This window comes from Kitasatospora sp. NPDC051914 (assembly GCF_040680995.1).
In the GTDB taxonomy this organism is placed as follows: domain Bacteria; phylum Actinomycetota; class Actinomycetes; order Streptomycetales; family Streptomycetaceae; genus Kitasatospora.
On record NZ_JBFAXX010000031.1, the window covers coordinates 1 to 19,213 of the forward strand.

The 19,213-nt window shown below is 66.6% G+C and carries 8 protein-coding genes and 2 pseudogenes; 6 read left to right on the forward strand and 4 right to left on the reverse strand.

Features of this window, described 5'->3' with window-relative positions:
* Positions 1-908, reverse strand: a pseudogene (locus AB0M03_RS21065) (cytosine permease); the annotation flags it as partial.
* A 75-nt stretch (positions 909-983) separates the two neighbouring features.
* On the opposite strand from AB0M03_RS21065, the gene AB0M03_RS21070 reads away from it, so the two are divergent.
* The 4 genes and pseudogenes from AB0M03_RS21070 to AB0M03_RS21085 all read left to right on the forward strand — a co-directional run bounded on the left by AB0M03_RS21070 (position 984) and on the right by AB0M03_RS21085 (position 4,764).
* Entirely contained in the window at positions 984-2,570 is a 1,587-nt protein-coding gene (locus tag AB0M03_RS21070) for a recombinase family protein (RefSeq protein WP_363493091.1), read from the forward strand.
* A 700-nt stretch (positions 2,571-3,270) separates the two neighbouring features.
* Positions 3,271-3,507, forward strand: coding sequence for a hypothetical protein (locus tag AB0M03_RS21075; protein ID WP_363493192.1), 237 nt, complete (start codon positions 3,271-3,273; stop codon positions 3,505-3,507).
* A gap of 110 nt (positions 3,508-3,617) precedes the next feature.
* Positions 3,618-3,851: pseudogene (locus AB0M03_RS21080) on the forward strand (transposase family protein); the annotation flags it as partial.
* A gap of 10 nt (positions 3,852-3,861) precedes the next feature.
* The gene (locus AB0M03_RS21085; RefSeq protein ID WP_363493193.1) at positions 3,862-4,764 is read left to right on the forward strand and encodes an ISAs1 family transposase; all 903 of its coding nucleotides are present in this window, start codon (positions 3,862-3,864) and stop codon (positions 4,762-4,764) included.
* 316 nt (positions 4,765-5,080) lie between these two features.
* Here AB0M03_RS21085 and AB0M03_RS21090 read toward each other — a convergent pair whose 3' ends face one another.
* Together AB0M03_RS21090 and AB0M03_RS21095 are read right to left on the reverse strand one after the other, a co-directional pair.
* The gene (locus AB0M03_RS21090; RefSeq protein WP_363493092.1) at positions 5,081-5,713 is read right to left on the reverse strand and encodes a hypothetical protein; all 633 of its coding nucleotides are present in this window, start codon (positions 5,711-5,713) and stop codon (positions 5,081-5,083) included.
* Between the two features lie 41 nt (positions 5,714-5,754).
* Entirely contained in the window at positions 5,755-12,615 is a 6,861-nt protein-coding gene (locus AB0M03_RS21095; protein WP_363493093.1) for a polymorphic toxin-type HINT domain-containing protein, read from the reverse strand.
* Between the two features lie 888 nt (positions 12,616-13,503).
* Between AB0M03_RS21095 and AB0M03_RS21100 the strand changes: the two genes are divergently transcribed.
* Together AB0M03_RS21100 and AB0M03_RS21105 are read left to right on the forward strand one after the other, a co-directional pair.
* The gene (locus AB0M03_RS21100; protein ID WP_363493094.1) at positions 13,504-17,178 is read left to right on the forward strand and encodes a LamG domain-containing protein; all 3,675 of its coding nucleotides are present in this window, start codon (positions 13,504-13,506) and stop codon (positions 17,176-17,178) included.
* Between the two features lie 257 nt (positions 17,179-17,435).
* Positions 17,436-18,005 (forward strand): signal protein, encoded by a 570-nt coding sequence (locus AB0M03_RS21105; protein WP_363493095.1) that lies wholly within the window; start codon positions 17,436-17,438, stop codon positions 18,003-18,005.
* Between the two features lie 223 nt (positions 18,006-18,228).
* Here the strand turns inward: AB0M03_RS21105 and AB0M03_RS21110 are convergent, their stop codons facing one another.
* Positions 18,229-19,191 (reverse strand): thiopeptide-type bacteriocin biosynthesis protein, encoded by a 963-nt coding sequence (locus AB0M03_RS21110; RefSeq protein ID WP_363493096.1) that lies wholly within the window; start codon positions 19,189-19,191, stop codon positions 18,229-18,231.
* Positions 19,192-19,213 lie beyond the last annotated feature (22 nt).

Here is a 19,213-nt window from a genome sequence, read left to right on the forward strand (position 1 = left end):
ACGAGGTTGGCCAGGTCGTAGGCGGGCGAGACCACGTTCGCGGCGATGTTCACCGACAGGGTGGCGACCAGGACGGTGAGCAGGGCGAACAGGATCCCGGCGGTGGAGTCCATCTTGGCGGCGAGCGCGATCGGGTCCCAGATCGGCTCCCCGTAGACGGCCTGCGAGCCGGAGGTGACGAGGACAGACAGCAGGGCGAACAGGGTCATGGTGGTGGGCAGGCCGAGGGCCTGGCCGCGGATCTGCGCCTTCTGCGAGCCGCCGAAGCGGGTGAAGTCCGGGATGTTCAGCGAGAGCGTCGACCAGAAGCCGATCATGCCCATCAGGGCGGGGAAGAAGACCTTCCAGAAGTCGCCGTCCCAGCCCAGTTTGGAGGGCTGGTCGAGCAGCGGGCCGAAGCCGCCGGCTTCCACCGAGATCCACAGCAGCAGGGCGAGCGCGCCGACGATGACGAACGGCGCCGCCCAGTTCTCGAACCGCCGCAGCGTCTCCATGCCGCGGGCGATGATCGCCATCTCGATCACCCAGAAGATCAGGAACGACAGCCACTGCGTCCACGGGTAGCCGCCGACGTGGGCCGCGTTCTGCCAGCCGGAGCCCAGCAGCTTCCCGGCGAGCAGGAAGATGCCCTCGCCGCCGATCCAGGTCTGGATGCCGAACCAGGCGCAGGCCACCGCGGCCCGGACCATCGCCGGCAGGTTGGCGCCGCGCAGCCCGAACGAGGCCCGGGCGAACACCGGGAAGGGGATGCCGTACTTGGTGCCGGCGTGCCCGGTGAGCAGCATCGGCACCAGCACGATCAGGTTGCCCAGGGCGATGGTGAGGACGGCCTGCTTCCAGTCCATGCCGAGCGCGACCAGGCCTGAGGCCAGCGTCCAGGACGGGATGTTGTGGGCCATGCCGACCCATGTTGCTCGTGATAAAACACATACACTGATCGGGGTCGAAGTTTCAGGCCTTTACGGCCGCAACACCAGGGGGACGTGCTCGTCGTGGCTGTACCTGCAAGTGCCAAGTCGCTCCAGCGGGCAATCATCTACATCCGCGTCAGCACCGAACGCGAGGAGATGCAGAGCCCCGAGCAACAGCGTTACAGCTGCGAGCAGTATGCCAAGCGGAACGGCATCAAGATTGTCGGCGAGCCGGTCGAAGATCTCGACCTCTCGGGGACCTCATCCAGCAAGCGTCAGATCTCCGCAATCATCGGGCGGGTGCGCAGCGGTGAGGCCAACATCGTGTTGGTGTGGAAGTGGTCGCGCTTCGGACGGAACATTCGCGAATCGCAGGTCAATCTCCACGAACTCGAGAAGGCCGGCGGCCGGCTCATCGCCGCGACCGAGGACTACGACACCGACACCTATCACGGCCGTTTCAGCCGCGACAACATGCTGCTGGTCGCCGATCTCCAGGCCGGCATCATCGGTGCAACGTGGCAGGAGGCACACGATCGTAGGCATCGCGCGGGGCTTCCCCACACGGGGCAGGCCCGTTTCGGGTACATGCGCTGCCCGGACTGTCGCCGCAAGGAGGACGCCCCGGAGCAGTTCCACCACTGCAGGTCCTGCGATGGTGTCCTGGTCGTCGACCCTGTCCGGGGCCCGGCCTTGGGCGAGGCCTACGAGCGCTACGTGGCCGGTGCCTCGATCTCAGGCATCGCCCGGGATATGAAGGAGCGCGGCATCCGTTCGCTCAGCGGGGCGGTGATGAAGCCGTCCGCGTGGCAGAACGTGATGGACTCCGGCTTCGCCGCAGGCCTGATTCGCTGGCGCGGGCCGGAGTTCCGCCGGCTCCATGGGCGTGCTGCGAAGAAGCCGGACACCTACGACAACTGGGCGCCGGGCAGGCACGTAGCGCTCATATCGATGGATGTCTGGGAGGCGTACAAGAAGCTTCGCCAGAACCCTGCAACGATCCCCTGGTCGACTGAGGCGAAGTACGCGTACTCCGGGCTGCTGCGATGCGCGGCTGTCGACGAGGCAGGCGCCAAGTGCAACCGTCGGATGACGGCATCGGCGCTGATTCGATCCAACGGCGGTGCCGGAATGAAGCTCTTCCGTTGCCCGGGCATTGCCATGAAGGAGTGCTCCGGAGTCACGATCACGCTCAAGCGGCTGGACTCGGCAACGCTCGCATGGCTTGGAGAGTTCGCGAGGGGCGCGGACATGGGCCTCTTGGCAATGAAGCGCAGTGCCCGTCGCGCCCAGGCCGAGTCGGATATCCCCTCGGTCCGCGCGGACATCGCTGCAGCGCAGTCCAAGAGGAAGAAGCTCCTGGACCTGTACCTCAAGGACCTGGTCTCGGAGGACGACTACCGCGAGACCATGGAGCAACTGGCAGCATCTCTCGCATCGATGGAGAACCGGTTGGCCGTCCTGGAGGTGGATACCGGTGAGGGGATCGTCCCGACGGCCGCCGACTTCGGCAAACTGCTCGACCTGTGGCCACGGATGACTCCCGATGAGCAGCGTGCAGCTCTCAGCCGGGTCGTGGCCTTCATCGAGATCGAGAAGACCCCGGGGAAGCAGTACAACCGGATCTCCATCGTCCCCCGTTGGGAGGTAGCAACGTAGGTCGGGCCGTGTTCAGGCCGCGTCCGACTCGCTCTGCCGAACTGCCCGCGCGCGTTCTTCCTTCCAGATTCGGTGGGCCGCCCTCCCAACCACCTCCCAGAATTCATTCCAACAGCGCTCTTCGGTTGTCATGTTGTCCACTGAGTCCTCGCCATTCGGGAAGCCGCGATGAGCGGGGACATGCGATCCAGTGTGCTGCGACGGACAAGCCAGATCGCAACATGATACGGACACTGCTGACCCCAGGTACTGCCCCGTTCGAGGATCCGCCGGAATCGCGGTTTTGGGCGGCCGTATTTCCCTGGTAAGAGCAAATCATCACCTGCAAGCCGCGCTCACGCAGCACCTCGGCAGCCAGTCCGTAGCCGGACACCATGTGTGCGAAGGGCTGTCAAAGTGGGTCTTCGAAGTTGAGCGGTGTGCCCTGGTCTGGGCTGCCGATGCACTGTCACCAAGTGTGAGGATGGTGGGCCCCGGATGCCGGAAGCCCGTGGCCCTGCGTGATCATTTCTGTTCTTGACGCAGAACGATCACACGGGAGCCACGGGCTTGCTCAACGATACGACGCTGCTGCTCGATCTGAACGGGGTGTCCGTCGTTCGGGTCGAGCGGCTGGCCAACAACGGACGCCGGGTCCACCTGGTCACGGCGGACGAGAGCGCACGGGGCCTGTCCGGTGTGTGGGGTGTTCGCCACCCGAGTGAAGGGCTCGGCGATCACCCGGCCCCGGGATCTGCCGTACGGCGAGAACGGGCTGGAGCTGCGCTGGTACAAACGTCGCTGGTACTACGCCGAGCCGGCCTGCCCCAAGGGTCGTTCACCGAGCAAGTGCCGCAGATACCGGCCGGTGCACGCATCAGGGCGCGAGCGTTCTCGGGTGACGAGACGTCACAGTTGTGACGAAGTAGGAGGGTTGTCTGCTTCGCCGGTGTGGTGAAACGGGACGCGGCTCCGGATGATCAAGGTGTCGAAGCCGTTGATCACAACCGAAGCCGCGTCTGCATGCCATCTTCCCTGATCTCCACCGTCACCCGCCACCAGGACCACATGCCAGGCGATCTGACCGGCGACGCCGAGCGCCTGATCACCCTGGCCGAGGTCCTGGACCGTCTGCCGGACCCGCGCCGCACGCGGGGGCGCCGCTACCGACTGGGCGCCCTGCTCGTGCTGTGCGCCACCGCGGTAATGGCCGGGGCGTCCACCTGGGCCGCCATCATCCGCTTCGCCGTCGGCCTCGACCCGGTGCTGCGCGAGCGCATCGGCCTGGTCCGCGGCATCCCGCGCACCAGCACTGGCCCGCCTCCTCGCCCGCCTCGACGGCGACGGGCTCGACGCGGCACTGGGCGCCTGGCTGCAACTGCAGCACACCGACCCACTCACCGGCCCAGTCCCGGCAGACGCACCGGTCAAACGGGACGCGGTCTCGGTCGACGGCAAGACCTTGCGCGGCTCGCGAACCCGCGAGCGCCGGGCCGTCCACCTGCTCGCCGCGTCGATCCACCGCACCCGCACCGTCATCGCCCAGCGACAGGTCGACTCCAAGAGCAACGAGATCACCGCGTTCCGCCCGCTCCTCAGCCCCCTCGACCTGGCGGACAAGGTCGTCACCTTCGATGCCCTGCTCACCCAGCACGACCACGCCCGCTTCCTGGTCGAGGAGAAGAACGCGCACTACATCGCCCTGATCAAGGGCAACCACCCCACCCTGCACGCCCAGTTGAAGAAGCTCCCCTGGAGTGAGGTCCCGCTCATGGACAAGACCCGCGCCACCGCTCACGGCCGCGACGAGATCCGCCGCCTGAAGGCCGCCACCGTCCCCGACCTTCCCTTCCCCCACGCCGACCAGGTCCTGCAGATCGTGCGCCGCCGCCGCGTCCTGAGCACCGGCAAACTCACCGTCGAACGCATCTACGCGCTCACCGACCTGACGATGCACGAGGCCACGGCCGTCCACCTCGCCGAACACGTACGCGAACACTGGGGCGTCGAGGCCCTGCACCACCTGCGTGACGTCACCCTCCGCGAGGACGCCTCCAAGATCCGCACCGGCAACGCACCCCGCATCATGGCCGGTCTGCGCAACACCGCCCTCGCGCTCGCCGAGCTCGCCGGCTGGCACAACCACGCCGCCGCAGTCGATCACTACAGGTCACGACCCGACCACGCACTCGACCTGATCAAGCCCACAGCCTGAGAAAGCTCATGCCCTGGACACCACCCTGGCTGGCACCGGCCTGATCATGGACGGCTGACCGACATCACGCATTCAAGTTCAGTGGCATTACCGTCAGCGTTGCCATCGAGCGACCGAAAGGGCCCCGCTGAGAAGTTTGGCGGGGCCCTTTTGCGAGCAGCTGCCCGCCGGACAATCGTAAGTGAGCTGCAGATGTCCTATCCGGCTGTTCGCAGCCCGAACAGTTTCGAGATCATCAAGCTGACCAAAGTCCACCCTTGTTCAGATCTAATCCCGCGATCGATAGGCTACCGAAACCGGCTGTGCATGAATATAGTCAGTTTCCTTCGCGGTCGATTCTCGGAGGATTCTGGGATCCGAAAAGGATTGCTTCTTTCGGAAGCCTGGAGAGTCTGGATGTGGCGCTGTCCACTATGCTCTGAGTATGCCTTCTAAGATCAGAGGAGTAATCCTCGGCGGCATTTCGAAAAATCTCGAACTGCACGCCGGACATTTCCTGGTGCATCTCGGCTTCGTACTCCTCCAGAACGTCGTCCGGGATCATCTGAGCCATATCGCGGATCTGATGCTCGAGAGGGGAGAAGGCGCTACTTCCTTCCTCTTTCGCGATGTCGAGCTGATCGCACATCCAGCGGACCATGGCAAGACTGCGGGAAGCCTCCAGATCTGGCCCGCTCAGTCGCATCTTGATCGCCCAGTCTGAGCGAGTAATGCAGTCATAGTCGGCGGCGCCATCCGCGACTCCAAGGCCAGGCACTAGTATCGGCGCAGTAGCGCCGCCGTGGACATATTCAGCGCGATCGGCTGCGATCAGCTCAGAAAATTCCTCTCTTGAAATCCCCTCCCCATGCCTGGCCACGAGCATTGCATTTAGCTCGGCTAGCCTTACGGGAGTGAGGACTTCCTTGAGTAGCTCCAACACGTTGGCTCGCAGTCGACTGTCAATCACCCGACCGACTCCTCAGTTAATCGAATCATCACAGCCGGGAATTAGCCCAAGATCCGTCCAGCCCGGATCATATTGAGGGCATCCAGCAGAGGCCCGGCAGGCGTTACAGTACCCGCATGGTGCTCGTCGTTCCAGGGGCCCGGCCACCTCTGAGTCAGGTAGCGCTCGTTGGCCAACGCCTCGGCCTTGCTGTCATAGTTTCTGATGATCTGCATGTAAGAGCCATCGCCGAACGCCTGATACTTCTTCATGCTGTAGCGCCCCACGGGATCATTTGTGATTCCCCACTTCTCTACCGTAAGGCCATCCTTGGACATGATGGCGTATAGGGAAGTCTGGCCGTAGTCGGGGCGGTCTCCAACAACCGGTTTAGTCGAGTCACACCAGAATCCACCTGCATTATGGACGAGTGCTGGCGTATTTCCAGCCAGCACATAGTACGTGTGGACGTCGTCCACGGTGAGGTTGTAGGCGGCTATCGTCCAGTCATGGTGCGCGGTACTTACTACCTCGGCTGTTGCGCCGGTGTCGGTAAGGAGACGGTCTCCAGGGCGAAGATCGGCGGTGTCGACCCAGGTATGCCGGCTTTCCGACCAGAAGGGATGGTGGTCGGTTGCGGTGAGAGCCTCGTCAGTGCCGTCGGAGCCGCGGACGGTCAGTGTGGTGAATCCGCGGTCGTCCGGTGTGCGGATGGTTGCGGTGACCGTGTGGGTGCCGGTTTCTCCTGTCTGCGGGTCGGTTGCTATGACCGTGTCGCCGACCTGGATGTCTTCGATCGGTTTGCGTGTGCCGTCGGCGAGGAGTACCTGGGTGCCGGCGGGGAAGCTGTTTGCGGAGCATCCGCCCCTTTGTTCCCAGGCGTGTGTGGCCCGTGCGGCGGACCAGCCGTTCTCCGGTGCGCCGGTGGTAAGGCGGCCGTTGAGGCCGACCGGGCCTTCGCGGCCGTAGTTTATTCCCTCCTCCAGGGCGGCTTGAATGAGGGATTCGATGTTGAAGACCTCGCCTGGGCAGTTGTCCTTTCCGATGTCGATGCAGGCGAACATGATGGTGTTCTGGAGCTGGTGCTTAGTGATCGGATAGTCGGGGTTGGTGTAAGGGCAGGACTTTTTCCCCCAGTCCTTCGCGCAGAAGTTCTGCATCACGGAGTAGAGGGCGTCGATGAATTCGCCGCCCTTGTCCCAGTCCTCGGGGATGGCGACGCCGGGGTAGACGACGATCTTCTGGGTGCGGCAGCAAGTTCCGTTGCTGCGGGTGCCGCGCTTTTGGTGTCCGCTGCCGTCGGCGTCGTGGCCGTTGGTGGCGGTGGCGGTGGTGGACAGGCCTTCTCGTGAGGGTGTGTTGACTCCGACCTGGGTGCCGCCGTCGCATTCGTCGGGTGTGCGGCAGGCCATCAGGCCGCTGGGGTCGCTGAGGTTGACCGGGTCGTTGCTGCTGTAGGCGTAGCCGTTCCACTGCTGGGGGTCGGTGCCCGCCAGGAGGGGATCGGGGCTGAGGAAGCGTCCGGTGGTCGCCTGGTACTGGCGTGCGCCGAGGCTGGTGAGGCCGGTGGCGTCGTCCCTCATTCCGCCGACGAAGCCGCGGGTTCCGGCCCAGGTGGTGGGCTGGGTGCCGCGGGGGACGCCGAAGGGGTCGGTGGGACGGCGGGTTTCGGCGAGCGTGGCGCTGTCGAGGGAGAGTGCTGCGGTGCCGTGCGGGTCGGTGATCTGGAAGGTGGAGGCGGCCGCCTGGCGTACGAGGGTCAGCCCGCCGGGCATCTGGTAGTAGCGGGTGCCGGTGGTGGTGGAGTTGGAGGAGTCGTAGACGAGTTCGTCGTCGCCGAGCACGAAGGTGGTCTTGGTGCCGTCACGGCGGATCAGCAGTGCGCCGTCCGCGTCGTACAGGTAGGTGCGGGAGACGGCTCCCGCAGTCCTGTTGAGGCTGGCGAGCCTGTTTTCCTCATTCCAGGTGAGGGTGCTGGTGCCTCCGTTGTCGGTGATGGTGGTGGTGTTGCCGACTGCGTCGTACTGGAGGCTGGAGGCGCCGGGGCCTGTGGGTGAGCTGGTGGTTGATCCGAGTAGGGCGTGGGGGCCGCCGGTTCCGCCGCCGGTGTTCTGGGCGGTGGTGGGGGTGTTGACGGTGGCGGCCGGGTGGAATGTCTGGTCGACGGTGGTGTCTTTGCTGCTGTCCCCGGCAGGGTCGTGCTGGATGGTCTGGGTGCGGTTACCGGTGAGGTCGTGGCGGTAGGTCTGCCAGTACGCGGCCGGACCGCCGACGGTGGTGCGGTTGGGGGCCTTGGCGCCGCTGGTGGGATCGGGGTTGGTGCACGATCCCTGACCGCCGACTGCGGGCTGGGGTGCCATGGTGAGGCCGCCGGTGTCGGTCCAGGCGGTGGCGAGCCGGCCCAGGTAGTCGTAGGTGAAGCACTGGAGGTCGGCAGCGGCCGGCGTGTTGTCGGCGATGCTGCGGACTGCGGTGGTTCGTCCGGACTGGTCGTAGGCGTAGCTGGTTTGCTGGACCGCGCCGGTGGCGGCCGTCTGCTTGTCGACGTACTGGCTGAGCAGGCGGCCGGTGGGCTCGTCGAAGTTATTGGTGACGACGATCTGGGTGCCCCACGGGTTCACGGTGGTACGGACGGATCGGCCGTAGGCGTCGTAGTCGTTGGAGAGGTCGTAGGTGGTGCCGAACGCGCCGTAGCTCTGCAGCGGTCCGAGCTTGTCGTAGCTGTAGTTGATCGTTTCGGCGGGGATGTCGGCGACCGCAGACCGGTTGGAGGCCTTGAGCAAGCCGGTGCCCGGGTCGTAGCTCGCCTGCGTGGTGTACGTGAACGGGCCCGTGGCGCCGACGTCAGCGCCGGGCACGGTGAGTGTGGTCTTGGTGGGGTGGTAGGCGGTGTCGTAGGACAGGACGGCCCTGGTGTAGGCCTTGCCCGCAGTGCCTCCGTCGTAGCGGGTGGAGGTGGAGGGCTGTCCCTTGACGACGGTGTCGTAGGTGCGGGAGGTGAGTTGCTTCGCCGGGTCCACCACGGTGCCGGCGTAGGTGGCTGTGCTCCTGCCGAGGAGGTCGTAGGCGTAGGTGATGCTCTGCTGGCGGGCGTCGGTCGTCCGCAGGACGCGCCCGGCCGTGTCGTAGGCGGTCGTACTGGTTCCCGTGTCCGGGTCGGTTGAGGAGATGCGCCGTCCGCGGAGGTCGTAGGTGTAGGTCCAGGTGTTTCCGGCGGCGTCGGTGTGGCCGGCCGCCTGCCCGGCGGGGGTGTAGGTGTAGGTGGCGATGTCGGCGTCCGCCGACTTGCCGGTGGCGCCAGCTGTCTTGTACTGCCACAGCTGCACGGTGTGGCCGCGGCTGTCGGTGACGGTCGAGGTCGGTGTGCTGCCGGGCGGGGGCGTGACGTCGGTGCGGTCCCAGCCGGGGTAGCTCATGGTGGTGGTGTTCTGCACCACGCCGTAGGCGATGGACTGCACGGACACCGGGCGGCCGAGGCCGTCGAAGACCGTGTAGGCCTGTGAGGGGATCTCCTGGGCGGTCGCCGTCTGGTAGAGGACGGTCCCGGGGGGCGCATCCTTGTTGTACCAGGGGCTGTTGGTCCGGACGGTCTGGCCCTGCGAGTTGTAGGCGATGTCGGTGATGATCCGGCCGGTGTAGGCGGACAGCGCAGGGGTGGACTGGGTCTGGATGGTGCGCCCGGATCCGTCCATGATCTGGATCTCGGTGCGGTAGGTGTCGCCGCCGGTCGTGGTGCCGGCGAGGGTGGCGACGGTGACGGACGGCGGGACCACCTTCTGGTCGACGATGCCGGGCACAGAGTAGGTGAACGTCTTGCTGGCCGTCTTCGCCGTCGGCCGTCCCGGCAGCCACACCGCGGTGAGACGGCCCAGCGCGTCGTGGGCCGTGGTGGTGACGCGGCCGTTCGGGTCGGTGACCGTCTTCGGCAGGCCACGGGCGGTGTCGAGAACGGTCGTGGTGGTACGGCCCGTCGCAGCATCGCTGGCGCCGGCCGGGGCCGGCGCTGTGACGGTGACCGAGTTCGGCAACTCGCCCTGATTGGCCGCGCTGTAGACCGTCGTGGTGACCGCACCGGACGCGTGGGCGCTGTCCGTCGCGTTGGGATCGGTCGCGGTCAGCACGCGCCCGTACTTGTCGTAAGTCTGCTTGGCGTCCTGGATGAACTTCGCCGTCGAGCCGTCGAACCGGTCGATGCTCTCGGCAGCCTTGGCCTCGCCCTTGCTGCCGGCCTGACCGAGCGGCAGGTCGTCGTAGTAGGTGCGCTTCCACGACATCGTGTTGGACGCCGTCGGGGCCGCCGTGCACGCGGCCGTACCGCTGACGGCCAGGACCTCCGACACCAGCGCCGTCGTCTGCGCGCTCGCGGCATTGGCATACGAGGTCCGCGCACAGGTGTCGGGCAGGCCGTCGGCCGTGCTGAGCACCGAGGTCACCCGGTTGCTGTGGTCGGAATCGGTCGTCGTTGTCGTGGAGGTTGCGCGCCAGGACCCGTCCGCCTTGATCTCCTTGGAGGTGGAGACCATGGTGGTGCCGGAATACCGGGCGGTCAGCGCCGGAAGGCCCGGGATGGCGTGGGTGGCCGTGGGGACGGGCCCAGAGGACGTCGAGACGGAGTAGGAGACGATGGAGCCCCCGGCCTGGTCGTACGTGTCGGTCTCCAGGGTCTGGCCGTACAGCCAGTCCTCGTCGGCGACGTTCCCGCTCTTGGCGCCCGCCACTGTGGCACTGCGGGTGCCGCTGCTGGTGATGTCGCCGTTCATCCCCTGGTAGTAGGAGATGGTGCTCTGGGACTTGGGCCCGTCAGCGCCGTTGCCCGTCACGCTGGTGACACTGGCGTAGCCGCGGAACTGGTCCCACGTGCGGTCCTTGGTGTCCGTGAACGGTGAGTCGTTGCGGTGCCATGCGGCTTTGCCGTAGGTGTAGGTGGCGGTCGTCGGCACCGACCCGGGTGTGCCCGGGTTCGTCGTGACGGTTTTGACCGGGTACTTCTGGAACCAGTCGTCGATGGGGTCGGCGTTCGGCTGTTCGGTCGGCGGATGCCATTTGACGTTGAAGCACGACCGGGTGTCGGTGTCCGCCGAGGCCGGCATGGACCCGCTCACGCGGGAGCAGTCCGCCGGCCAGTAGTCCACCCCGATGCTGGCACCCGTCTCCGTCGTGATGAGCTGGATGCGGGGCCGGTTGAACGCGGGCCGCGAGGGAACGAGGTCGGTTCCGTCGACCCTGTTCGGCAGCAGAGCTTCGGTGAAGGACACCGCCGGAAGGGGCAGCTGAGTGCTCGAGGCCTGGATGTCCTTGCCGGTGCGCTTGACGGACCCCAGCCAGGGCACCTGGGTGCTCTCCGTGCTGTTCTGGATTTTCACGAAGCGATGGTCGAGCTCGTACAGGTCGACATCCTGGTAGCCGCCGGACACCAGGACCTGGGTCGTGACGGACTCTAGCCACTTCGTGGTCCAGAACGTCGGGCTGTAATTGGTGCAGCTGCCGCTCTGGTCGCAGTTCTGGTCGAGCGGGACGTCGGGCCAGTTCGCGGCGTTGGCCTTGGTCCGCTGCGCGGGGGCGCACGCGGTCGGCGAGGTGGTGCACCGCTCGGCGGGGTTGAAGGCGATCTTCGCGGCGGACTTGGCGGTGCCGTTGGCGGCGATCTGGTCGCCGAGCTGCTGGCCGTAGGCGATGGTGCTCAGGTAGCCGGAGCGGGTGTAGGCGGTGTTCGTTCCGGTTCCGTTGTTCTGTCCGCCGCCGCGCGCGTAGTAGTTGGTTTCCTGGGTGTAGCTGTAGGTGGTCAGGTTTCCGTGCGGGTCGACGACGTGGTCGAGGTTCCACCGCCATCCGGCCTGGCACCACGACGCCTTGCCCTTGGCAGCGTCGTAGCAGGGATCGCCGCTGTTGGGCGAGTACACCGGCACGGCCCAGGCGGAGTTGGCGGCCGGCCCCTTGGCCGTGGGGTTGCCCGCCGCGTCGGGGAGGTGGTTGAGGCCGAAGTAGTAGACGGTGCCACCGGTGTCAGTGACCTTGATGTACGACCCGTTCCACGTGTCGTTGGTCGCACCGGTCAGGAACTCGACCTTGGTGCCGTCGTCGCCCTGGAGCCTCCACGTACAGCTCGACTGTTCCATCGCCGCGGGCGCACCGCTCTGGCAGGAGGCGTCGTGGGGGACCAGCTGGCCGGAGTGACCCGCCAGTGCCAGTGTCAGGTTGGCCCCTGCCCAGCACTCGTCACCCGACCCGGTGATTCCAGCCTTCAGGCACGGCTTGTAGGAGCGCTCCACGAAGCCGGGCGCATAGCTCCACCCGTCGCCGATCCACGACGCCTGGGCGTTCGTCGAGGACGTCTTGCCGTCGACGGACGACGAATCGTAGGAGAACGCGACCTGAGGAGTCGCCCCGCCCAGCGTGGGCGGCGACTGGAGGGCGTAGGAGTAGGTGAAGGCTCCAGAATTGCTGCCAGCGGCCCAGGCCGCGGAGGGGTTAAGAGACGACGCCGCGTAGGTGCCGGCTCCGCTGGAGGCCTGCGACACTGGACTCAGCACCACGCCCCCGGTGGGGCTGCTGAGCGCGCGAACGTCTGTGCCCTCGGCTGCGTTTGCAGCCGGAAGGACGACATCAGCAGTCAGCTTCCGCGACTTGGGGTCGAAGTGCGAGACGAGGGATGTCTGCTTCAAGCACCCATCGACTTGCGGGGTCGTCAGGGAGCACGCAGGGAGCTGGACGAGCCGGGAGCGCTCGGCCCAGTTGGCGCCGAACCCGACACCGAGCTTGTCCACCTCGACGGCCACGCGGACCGCTCCGTCCCCGCCGCCTGCACTGGTGGGGGAGAGGGAGATCAGCGGGCCGACAGAGTTCGCGCTCTTGGGTGCGGACGAGACCTTGATCTTGACGTTCTTGCCGCCGGCGGCGGAGCCGGCCAGAGGCGCGAGCGACACCGGGAGGCCAGAGGCATGGGACTCTGCGCCGGCAGCCGGGGCGCTGCCCGCCGCACGGGAGCCGAACTCCTTGGGCGCCTGGACCAGCCGTACCGACGACTCGCCCGAGACCTCTCGCGGCGCACTCGGCGGCTGCCAAGCAGGCGGGACCGGCAACTTGGGTTTGGCAGCCTCCAATCCGGCCGGCGTCGCGCCCTTGATGGAGACGGTCTTGGGCAGCGGTGTGGTGGGTGGTGACCACTTGCGTGTGTAGTCGGGACCAGCTGCCGCGGCCACTGACACCGGTGCCAGTAGTGACGCGAGCAGACCCGCAGCAGCTGCTCCGGCGATCCTTCTGCTCAGCATGGGCATAGTTCGGGAACGCTGCGCGTTCCAGGGCAAAAGCACTGACAAACCCCCAGATGGCCGGGCGTGTCCGCCCAGCTCGGACGATCTCGACGCAGGTCAGCCGGGAGCGTACTGACGTGACTTGACGGATGTTCAGTAATTTGAGAAACCCGTAAGGGTGAGTCATCTCACATCGAGCACAAACTTCACGACAGGTCCAAAAACGGATCGACCAAGGCCCAAAGCGGTTGCCCACTGGCGCGAAAGAACGGAAGCGTGAGGGCGACCTCTGCGCGAAAACAGCCGAGGCACCTCCGCCCTGTTGGGAGCAACCACTTGACCAGTTCGCGTCGTCGCGGCGCTGCGCCTCCACGTTTCCTGCTGGCCGCCGCAGCCATGGCGTTCCTCGCCTCCCTTGCCAGTCCCGCCGTGCCCGCCGGCGCCGCGCCATTGCCGACGGCCGAGGAAGTCACGGCCGCTGACTCGCGCCACTCGCAGGAACAGCCTCCGGCCGACGACATCTCTCAGGCCCTGGCGCAGGCTAAATCCACCGGGCAGCGCGTGCCGATCCCCTCACTGACCACCGAGTACAGCGAGACCACGGCCACGCCACAGGGCCACCTGGCCCTGACCACCCACCCCGACCAGCAGCGCACCAAGGCCACCGGAACCTGGCAGACGCTGGACGCCGACCTGGCGCGTAACGGCGACGGAAGCTTCTCCCCGAAGGCTTCCGCCAACCCGCTGGTGCTCTCCAAGGGAGGCGGGGGGTCTTTCGCCACCATGACCAGCAGCGACGGCAAGAAGCTCTCGCTGTCCCTGCCCTTCGCCCTCCCCGCCCCGACAGTCACCGGCCCCAGCGTCCTCTACCCGAACGTCCTTCCCGACATCGACCTCAAGGTCACAGCCACCAAGTTCGGCGGCGTGACCACCGTCCTGATCGTCAAGACACAGGCCGCCGCTGCCAACAGCGCCCTGAAGACCCTCCACTTCGACACCGAAGGAGAGGGAATCGCCGTCAAAGCCGACGCCGGCGGGAACCTGAGCGCCCAAGCCGCTGACGGCAAGCCCCGGTGGACGGCCCCCGCCCCCCGCATGTGGGACAGCACAACCGGCGCTGCCCCAGCCGGGAAGGACGCCTCCCAGGCCAGAGCGTTGAGCGCCGAGACCGAGACCACCCCAACCGACAAGGCGCCGCCCACCGGAACCGCCGACGGACCGGGGGCGTACTCGAAGATCGCCCCCATGCCGGTCGCCGCCGACACCGACGGCATCGATCTCGCGCCGGACCAGAACCTCCTGTCCACCGGAACCGCGCCCTACTTCATCGACCCCGCGTGGATCCCCTCGACAACGTCCGCAAACGCCTGGACCTGGGTCCAGTCGGCCCAGCCCACCGCCAACAACTGGAACCGGACCGGCAGCGCCGACTCCGAACACCCTGGCGCCGGCCTGTGCGGCTACTACGCAGCAGGAGGCAGTTGCTCGCCGTCCTCCGTCTACCGGACCTACTACCAATTCGACACCCGCTCCCTGCGGGGCGCCGTGTTCCACTACGCGACCATGAACCTGCAGGAGTACGTCTCCGCGGACTGGTCCTGCACCAACACCTATCCGCTGGACCTGTACCTCACCGGCGGCATCTACGACGGAGTGAACTGGGGCAACAAACCGGGGAGCATCGGCGGCTCACTGGGCCGCCAATGGGTCGGCGGTTCGGGACACGGAAGCTGCTACGGCAACGTGCCGTTCAGCTACACCATCACCGGCACCCTCCAGCAATACGGTGGTGACCACGACACACTGACGTTCGGACTGTACGGCGACGAGGGCAACCAGAACGGCTTCAAGCGCTTCACCTACCAGCCCTCCCTCTACGTCGAATACGACCGGGCCCCCAACCTGCCGACCAACCCCCACGTCAACCCGGCCCCCAAGACCGTCACACCGTCGACGACCTACCAAGCCTGCGACAACAGCGGCACAGCGTCCTGGGCATGGCTCGGCGCCGGCAGCGACCAGGCCAGCGCCGTCACGCTGAACGCCACCGTCTCGAGCCCGACGCAGGCACAGCTCTACACGTGGGCCCACATCTGGGACTACAACCTCCCCGGTGCTCCCGACGTGTCCTCGGGCTACTCACCACTGGTCGCGTCCGGCAGCAACGCCCCCTTCACGGTCGCCACCGGAGCCATCAAGGACGGCCACTCCTACGGCTTCAGCATCATGGCCAGCGACCAACTTCCCGGCGTGCCCTGGTCCGGAGCCACACCGATCTGCCACTTCCGGGTCGACCTCACCCCGCCCACCCTCGCCTTCGACCCCACCGTCAGCGACACCACAACGCAGTTCCCGCCTGCAGGAAACGGACAGACACCGAAGATCTACGCGGGACAGACCGGCTCCATCCCGTTCAAGGCCACCGACCCCAACCCCAGCGGCCTGAACACCTCCGGCCTCGCATGCCTCCGCTGGAGCTGGGACCCGCAGTTCAACGGCGCCTCCTGGCAATGCGGAACCAACATGCCCAGCAACCAGATCACCGGAATCACCCCGACGCGCTGGGGCACTCAGATCCTCTACCTCCAGGCCCAGGACAACGCCGGCAACCTGTCGCCCGTGGCCCCCTACGCCTTCTACGTCCCGTGGAACGCAAGCAGCCAAGCACCCTCCTTCGGTGACATCACCGGCGACAGCGCACCCGACATCGTCACCCCCGACACCGCCGGTAACCTGCGCGCCTACCCGGTGCCCGGCAACCCCCAGGCCTCGTCCGCCGCGGTCACCCTCGCCGCCAAGCCCTCCAACTCGCCCGACAAGGACTCCTGGGCCCTCTACCAGAAGACACACCGGGGCAGCCTGCGCGGCGGAACCGGCGTCGACGACCTCCTCGTCCACAAGACCGCATCCCCCAGCCTCTACGCCTTCAAAAACCCCAACAACAGCGGCGTGACCGGCGCCTTCGACACCTCGGTCCCCATCGACAAACCGTCCTGCGAAACGACCTACTCCCTCAACACCAGCTGCACGAACTACTCCACCGACTGGTCCGCCACACGCCAGATCGCCGCGCTCGGAGACCCGACCACCACCAATCTCGACACCGCCAAGAAGTTCCTCAACAAGACGGGCCTGTTCACCGTCGAGACGACGGGCTCGAACGACGCCGCACTCTGGTACTACCCCGCCGTCGGGGAGAGCCTGTTCGGCCCCCCGGTCAAGGTGGCAGCCACTGGATGGTTCACCATGGACCTGATCTCGCCCGGAGACTGGTCTGCGCAAGGACGCCCCGGCCTGTGGGCCCGTGACCGGGCTAACGGAAGCATCCACGCCTACACCCTCAGCCTCGGCACAGCGACAGCGGTCGACGAATTCGGCACACCCGCCGGGACCTACCCCACTGTCACGGCACTGGCCACCGACACAAACATCGGCACCGCACCGGCCGCCACCTACCCTGTCCTCGGATCTGACGGCGACCTCAACGGCGACGGCCTGGCCGACCTGTGGACCGTCGGCACGGACAACGCAATCAAGCTCTGGCCCGGCACCGGCAGCAACCGGCACGTGAACGCCCTCGGAACTCCGATCACCGCCGGCAGCACCAGCGCGGCAGCAGACCAGTGGCGCCTGGCCGGAAACACCACCGACAGCACCGGCGACAACCCCGCCACCGCCACAGGCAACACGACCTGGACCGCCGACCACGCAAGCCGCCCCAACAGCGCCCTGACCCTGAACAACACCTACCTCAAGACCACCACTTCGGCGGTCGACACCAGCCAGAGCTACTCCGTCTCCGCCTGGGTCAAGATCAACACTGCCGCTGGCTACCAGACCTTCGTGACGCAGAACGGCAACGACCGAGGAGCCTTCTACCTCCAGTACTCGCCGGCCTTCGGCACCTGGGCCTTCGTCGCGCCCTCCGCCGACAAGATCCCGCCCGCCGCCTACTACGCAGCTCGCGCATCCGGCCCCGCCGCCCCGGGCACATGGACGCACCTGGTCGGCACCTACGACGTCACCACCCACGTCATGACGCTCTACGTCAACGGCACGTACGCGGGATCCACGACCAACCCGACACCCTGGGCCGCAAACGGCCCGCTCACCATCGGCGCCGCAGCCACAGCCAACCACCCCGCCGACAACCAGGTCGACGGAGCCGTCAGCGACGTCCGCACCTACCCCTACGCCCTCACCGCGGAACAGGTCAGCTCGCTCGCCGCCAGCTGACCCGACACCCATGTCTGTGGCCCGTTCCTCCAGAGAAGCGGGCCACAGACATCACCCGAAACCCCACCCGCAGACCCCTCCTCCCATCACCCGGCCCTCCGTCAAACCGCTGACATGTCAGCATCGGGTGCCCTAGCCTGCGACCTGTGATCACCAGAACCCGAGCGGGCCAGCTCGTACTCGCCGCCGCACTCACTACAGCCGCGTGCACGAGCTCCCAGCAGAACGCTGCACCCTCGTCGTCTCCCTCCTCGCCCATGGCCCAGCAGGTCGCCACGGCCTCGCCGTCCGGCGGTGCCTCCTCCGCAACCAGCACGCCGGAGGCGGCAGCACCCTTGACTGCGGCGGACCTTCAGGGCAGGTGGTGGAACTGGGTCGCTTCGAGCAATCCGGAGACCGATCCCGTGGCAGACAGCGACGGCCGACACTGTGCGTCGGGGCAGTCGGGTGCCACGTGGTTCCTCGCAGACACTGCCACACCCACACCCGTGACGCGTGAATGCACCGTCCCCACCAACGCCCACCTGGCCTTCCCCATCGTCAACCACCTCGGAACCCGTCAAGCGTGCGACCAGTTCATGGCCGCCGCTCTTGGCACCGCGGTCTTGGACGGAACCATGAAGGAAGCCGAACGCCTTGGAGCGGTCGACATCAAGATCGCGGGCGCCCCGGGCAACCCAGTCACCAGCGAAACCCCCCTCTCCACCCAGGCGTGCGGCTTGTGGATACAGCTCCCGCCGCTCAGCCAGGGCACCCACACATTGAAGATCATGGGTCGTGCGGTAGCGAAGTCAGTGGACGTCACCTACACACTCCACGTGCAGTAGGTGGGGAAGAAAGAACCGACACGGGACGCCAAAGCCTCTGGGGTTCCGCCCCTGCCCTGCGGCCGCCCTTGCTTGTGCTCCAGCGGCAGAGGGCAGCGGCCTTCAATAGCGCGCGACGAGCAGCCAAAGCGGGTCTGTACGGTGACCGGTGTATCTCCCGATCACGTCGCTCATCAGGTGCTCTTCCTTGATCGGGAGATACACCGGTCACCGTACAGACCCGTTAACGGTCCATGGCGGCCTCTCTAGCAGCTCGGGCGAGGATGGCTTGGGTATCAGCGGACAGGCCAACCCGGTTGGCGTGGAAGATCACATGGTGGGCGAGGACGGCGCGCAGGCCACGGAAAAGGGTTCCACGGCCTGCTGCATCGCCGAGTGCGGTCCCGGCCCGGGCGAAGGCCTCGAACCACTGGGGAAACGCGGCAAGTCTCCCCCTAGGGGTGAGGAGGATTGAGTCTGGTTCGGTGGCTGCGAACATGAGCACTTTCAGCGCGTCCCGCATGCCGCTCACCCGATCGGTCGGGACCTCGGGCGGTAATGGGCGCATTTGTTCGACCCGGTGCCAAACGTCGCCCTGTTCGAACCAGTCGAGGCCGGCGGATCGGAACATAGTGCTGCAGAGCAGGACGGAAAGCTCTCGGCGGCCGATCGGCCATGCGCCGGTGGAGTGGGTCAGGATTTGGTCGCTGTCGCTGTGGAACAGCCGATGGGCGGAAGCCATACCGTCCGGGCCGCCGAAGGCACAGGTCTCGGGTTCATAGATGGTGGGAGTCCAATACTCGACCAAGCCGTCGCCTCGCAGTTGGCTGAGGCTGTCCATCATCAGGGCCTGCACCTCATAGGTATCGGCAGTCTGCGCCGGTTGGTAACGCAGGCGCCAGCAGGGCCACTTGCGGATGAACCACCAGCTGGTGAGCAGGCCCTCCGATGCAGCGTCGCGTAGTCGCGGTGCGATCCGGGTGGCAGCTACGTGTTCGGCGGTGCCCCAGTCTGCGAAGCGGATGAGCACCTGGTGGTGGCCTTCCCGTCGCTGTGCTCTCTCGATGGCGCCGAAGCCCGCGGCGGTGAACAGCGCCACTGCAAGGCCGAGTTCGTCCGTTGTGGTTCCAATATCGGCGGCTGCCCGGTCCAGCGGTGTGCCGGCGAGGTGGGCGAGGATCGCCGTGGTGGTCGTTATTGTGGTCATGGGTCTCCATGCGAGGGCTGGC